The following is a 4,847-nucleotide window of genomic DNA, read 5'->3' on the forward strand; positions in this document are numbered from 1 at the left end:
TCGAAAGAAAAAGTGTTGTTTTTAGAACTGTTATTTGTTAGACTAAACATATGGATTTCCTTTGTTTCTAATGATTTTGTTGTGCGCTTATATCATAGAAGGAAATCCTTTTTTTGTCCAGTCATATGTCTCACCCAATGGGTGAAAATCAAAAACTTCTAGAAACCTTGATCTATCAGGGATTCTGGAAGTTTTTTTAGTTAGCTATGAATAATTCGGGGATTAAAATTCTAAACCTTGTCACAGTAAGTACAATCCTTGTACACTGGCTGTAAGCTATTTCTCTCCAGCGACGCCTAAAGGCGTTCGCTGAACTTCGCTCAGGTTAGAGCTGTATTACTTGACTATTTCTGCATCGAGAAGGGCATCTACGACCCCCAGCTCATCCTCACCGGCAGCTTCACCACACAAGCCGGCTACAACCTAATCAAAAACAAACTGGCCACACAAGAAGAACTCCCAGAAGCTTACTTTGCAGCCAGCGATAGCCTGGCTATCGGAGCACTCAAGGCCTTGCAGGAAGCCGGCATCCGTGTCCTCGAGGACATCCAACTGATTTCCTTCAATGATACCAGCATCACCAAACAAGTCTACCCCCGCCTCTCCAGTGTAACCGTCTACACCGAAGAAATGGGCCGAACTGCCATGGACATCCTCAACAAACAAGTCCTCAGCCCCCGCGACATCCCTACACTGACCCGCCTGGGAACCACACTAAGCTTACGCGAAAGCACAAAATCCACCCCTGAGTTGGTCAAAAAATGATAGAATTTAGACAGATATATCCAATCTATCCATCATTCACATCTGAGCCTTCATGAAAGGCTTCCCGTCATAGCAGAAGGAGAAAGGAGCCCCCTTTATGCATCTGAACAAAATTTTGCAGATTCTCGTCGGTACTGCACTGTTCTCATTCGCCCTCCAGTACCTGGTCATCCCATACCAACTCTTCGAAGGAGGGGCAACCGGCATCACCCTGATTGTCTACTACCTCCTCAAGATCCCCGTCTGGTTGACCAACATACTCATCAATGCCCCACTCCTGTATCTCGGTCGTAAAGCTTTTGGAAATAGCTTCTTGATTTATAGTATTATCGGTTCCTTGTCCGTCTCGGGCTGGCTACTGCTATTTGAAAAGATCCCCCTCTCAATCCCCCTCAACAATGACCTCCTCATCGTCAGCGTCTTAACAGGGATCCTCTTTGGACTTGGACTCGGACTCGTTTTCCGAGCTGGTGGAACCACTGGTGGGAGTGATATCGTTGCCCGACTCCTGGAAAATCGTACCCCCCTTTCCCTGGGACAATTGATGTTTGCCCTCGATTTCTCCGTTTTAGCTTTGGAACTCATCGTTTTCCAAAATCTTCGTCTCATCACCTATACTCTCCTCTTTGTTTTTATCACCAGTCGCGTCATCGACCTCATCACAGAAGGAGGCTATGCCGGCAGAGGCTTCATCATCGTCAGCAAACACAACCAACAAATCGCCCAGGCCATCTCTTCCGAACTAAATCGCGGCGTCACCGTCCTCCAAGGTCAGGGCTACTACAGCCAAGAACCCATCGACGTCCTCTACTGCGTCGTCAGCCGCAGTGAAATCCAAGAAATGAAGGCCCTCATCCACCGCCTCGACCCCCGTGCCTTCACCACCATCACCGAAGCCCACGAAATTATCGGCGAAGGATTCCTGGAAACTTTTCAACCCGAAGCGAAACATGAAACAGTAAGGTAGGATGAAAGAACTCTACTACCCAACTCCAAAAACAGCCCAGAATCATGCTCAATCGTGATTCTAGGCTGTTTTTCTGTATCTATTTTCAAATATTTTCTTCCAAGTATTTTTGTAGCACTGCGTGATGATGCTGCCCATCTTCTAGTCCAAGGGTGTAGGCTGCTTCTAATTTGTCGGGATCCCGCTCCAGACGGCTAATATCTAGGGTCTGATCCGGACGAATTACGTAAATGTCTCCAGCTTAACAATTCGCTCAACTGTTTCATTGTAGTGCTGGTAGCGCTTGGAAGCGATGTCCACAAATTTAGGATAGTCCTTATAGAAGAGGCGGTAGAGGCGCCCGCTAGAAGGCTTTTTACGGTAGCCCAGGGGTTGGGTCAAAATCACAATTAGCTTGTCAAATCCCAAACTTCTAGCAAAGTCAACGGGAATTGAATCGGTTAGACCTCCATCTAGATACTTTTTGCCGTCAATCTCCACAATTTTCGAAATCAGGGGAAGGGCTGAACTGGCTCGGAGGTACTCCATTTGTTCAAAAACGTGGTCAATTTTGGGGTACTCTGCCCGGCCGGTTTCGAGGTTGGTTACCGTCACATAAAAGGGCACTCCCGATTGGGCAAAGGCCTCTTGGTCAAAGACATCTAGCTCCATCGGAATTTTATAATAGGCCATCTCCTTGTTGACCATATTTCCCGTTTTCAACCAGGATAAAAAACTAATGTAATTTTTGTTTCCGATAAAGCGTTTGTTATAGCGAAGGGCTCTTCCCTTTTGGCCCGAAAGGAAATTAACACCAAACAAGGCGCCGGCAGAGACACTGACCAGGCCATCTACCTTGAGCCCCGCATCCAGGAAGGCGTCCAGCACACCGGCCGTATACAGACCGCGCATACCACCACCTTCTAGAACTAAACCAACCTTCATAAGCCCCTCCTTATACCCCTTTCAACTACTAGGAGTCTGCTGTTTTTATTAGTGTAACAAAAAAGTTCTGAAAATGGGGAAAGGAAGGGAGGAGGTCAGGGGACACTTTCAGAAAGTTTCACGAGGAACATGGGGAAGGTTCAGGGAACTTTAGCCACCCGAGCCTGGAAATGGTAAGGTGAGGAAAGATAGGAAATGAAATTTGTCAATTCGGAGATCACACCCGCGTGGGTGGGTAAAACAGCCTCTATAGAGCCTTTGACTGGACGAGTTTGGGATCACACCCGCGTGTGCGGGTAAAACTGTTTCATTGGAAAATTTCAAAACATTGACTTGGGATCACACCCGCGTGTGCGGGTAAAACTCCTTGTGTTCATAAAGCGTATACTCTCTTCCGGGATCACCCCCGCGTGTGCGGGTAAAACTTCAAGAGGTGGGGCAGGATATGTCCAGTCCTAGGATCACACCCGCGTGTGCGGGTAAAACACTGTTCTTTTAATTCTTCAAGAGATGAACCTGGGATCACCCCCGCGTGTGCGGGTAAAACGATTTCGATTTCAGAAAGACGAGCGAGTCCAAGGGATCACCCCCGCGTGTGCGGGTAAAACGTTATAAATAGCCTTGAAAAATAATGAAGCCTGGGATCACCCCCGCGTGTGCGGGTAAAACAGCTCTTCGGCTGGTCGTGTCCTCATCTCATTGGGATCACCCCCGCGTGTGCGGGTAAAACAGACTATTTACAACAACCGGCATGCTGTTGGGGGGATCACCCCCGCGTGTGCGGGTAAAACTGCTGAAAAGGAATTTTTCAGAATCTGACAGTGGGATCACCCCCGCGTGTGCGGGTAAAACGTTGCAAGAGTAATCACTTGATTTAGATATCTGGGATCACCCCCGCGTGTGCGGGTAAAACAGGGAGATTCAAAAGATTCTCAAAAATCACCAAGGATCACCCCCGCGTGTGCGGGTAAAACAAACTCCTCCATTCCAACGCTTACGTAAGCCAGGGATCACCCCCGCGTGTGCGGGTAAAACTTACCAATTGTTCTAAAATTTCAACACCACTTGGGATCACCCCCGCGTGTGCGGGTAAAACGTTTACGAAAAATTATTGGTTTACGTACTCGCAGGATCACCCCCGCGTGTGCGGGTAAAACAGGACAAGAGCGGTCTCTTTCACCTTGTGCTTGGGATCACCCCCGCGTGTGCGGGTAAAACTCATCATAAATAAATAGCAAGTCAAACTTTCCGGGATCACCCCCGCGTGTGCGGGTAAAACACCTCCTTAGAAGCTCCGTCAGCAATCAATTTAGGATCACCCCCGCGTGTGCGGGTAAAACTCCAGACTTTTCAAAAGACAATGCGGACGCTTGTGGATCACCCCCGCGTGTGCGGGTAAAACAAAGATAGGAATTTCTCATCTGTGAAAAGACAGGGATCACCCCCGCGTGTGCGGGTAAAACGTATTGTGTTTAGTTATCCACAACCTTAAACAGGGATCACCCCCGCGTGTGCGGGTAAAACACTAAAAAATCCCTATCAATTCGCTATTTTTGATTGATCCTCTTTAAAAATTTATTTACTTTAGTTGATAGCTCATAAATTAATCTTGCATCCTCTAGAGCTCTATGAGGTACTTGGGCATCAATCCCGTAAGAATTAAGTACCGTCTGCAATTGGTAATTCTCTAAATATAGTTTCTCACGTTTAACAAACTTCATTATATCATGAGTTTTATTTCCTAATTGGAGCAGATCACATACTTTCAAAGCATTATTGAGGAATTTAATATCAAAATTTATCCCATATCCAACCAAATCAGAATCTCCTATGAATTGTAAAAAAGAGAGAGAGTGTACAATATCTTGTGTAAACGCAAAAAAAGAATAAATCCTGTTATAGTAGAGTTAGACAAAAAAATACTACTAGAAAGATTTATTCCCATGACCCAGTTTATCACAGATTTAACCACATTTCTAGCTAATCATTCAGACATTAATGAGTATTTCCGTGCTTCTATGGAACAAGCCCTAAATGAGCTTCTACAGGCAGAGTTGACCTCTGTTCTAGGATATGAACCCTATGATGTTAGTGGCTACAACTCAGGAAATAGTGAGAGTGTACAATATCTTGTGTAAACGCAAAAAAAGAATAAATCCTGTTATAGTAGAGTTAGACAAAAAAATACTAC

General features: G+C 46.0%; 1 protein-coding gene, 4 pseudogenes and 1 CRISPR repeat array. Of the genes and pseudogenes, 3 read left to right on the forward strand and 2 right to left on the reverse strand.

From position 1 onward, the window contains the following. Nucleotides 1-348 precede the first annotated feature (348 nt). Together E5983_RS08535 and E5983_RS08540 are read left to right on the forward strand one after the other, a co-directional pair. Nucleotides 349-765: pseudogene (locus E5983_RS08535) on the forward strand (substrate-binding domain-containing protein); the annotation flags it as partial. Nucleotides 766-862: 97 nt separating this feature from the next. Further along, nucleotides 863-1,732 (forward strand): YitT family protein, encoded by an 870-nt coding sequence (locus E5983_RS08540; RefSeq protein ID WP_160333420.1) that lies wholly within the window; start codon nucleotides 863-865, stop codon nucleotides 1,730-1,732. 85 nt (nucleotides 1,733-1,817) lie between these two features. Here E5983_RS08540 and E5983_RS08545 read toward each other — a convergent pair. Both E5983_RS08545 and E5983_RS08550 read right to left on the reverse strand, forming a co-directional pair. Continuing rightward, a pseudogene (locus E5983_RS08545) lies at nucleotides 1,818-2,656 on the reverse strand (patatin-like phospholipase family protein). A 214-nt stretch (nucleotides 2,657-2,870) separates the two neighbouring features. Then, nucleotides 2,871-4,180: a CRISPR direct-repeat array (repeat unit 28 nt; unit sequence GGATCACCCCCGCGTGTGCGGGTAAAAC). A gap of 23 nt (nucleotides 4,181-4,203) precedes the next feature. Further along, nucleotides 4,204-4,500 (reverse strand): annotated as a pseudogene (locus E5983_RS08550) (3'-5' exonuclease); the annotation flags it as partial. A gap of 99 nt (nucleotides 4,501-4,599) precedes the next feature. Between E5983_RS08550 and E5983_RS08555 the strand changes: the two are divergent. Then, nucleotides 4,600-4,785: pseudogene (locus E5983_RS08555) on the forward strand (transposase); the annotation flags it as partial. Nucleotides 4,786-4,847: the final 62 nt, after the last annotated feature.

Source organism: Streptococcus danieliae, assembly GCF_009767945.1.
GTDB lineage: Bacteria > Bacillota > Bacilli > Lactobacillales > Streptococcaceae > Streptococcus > Streptococcus danieliae.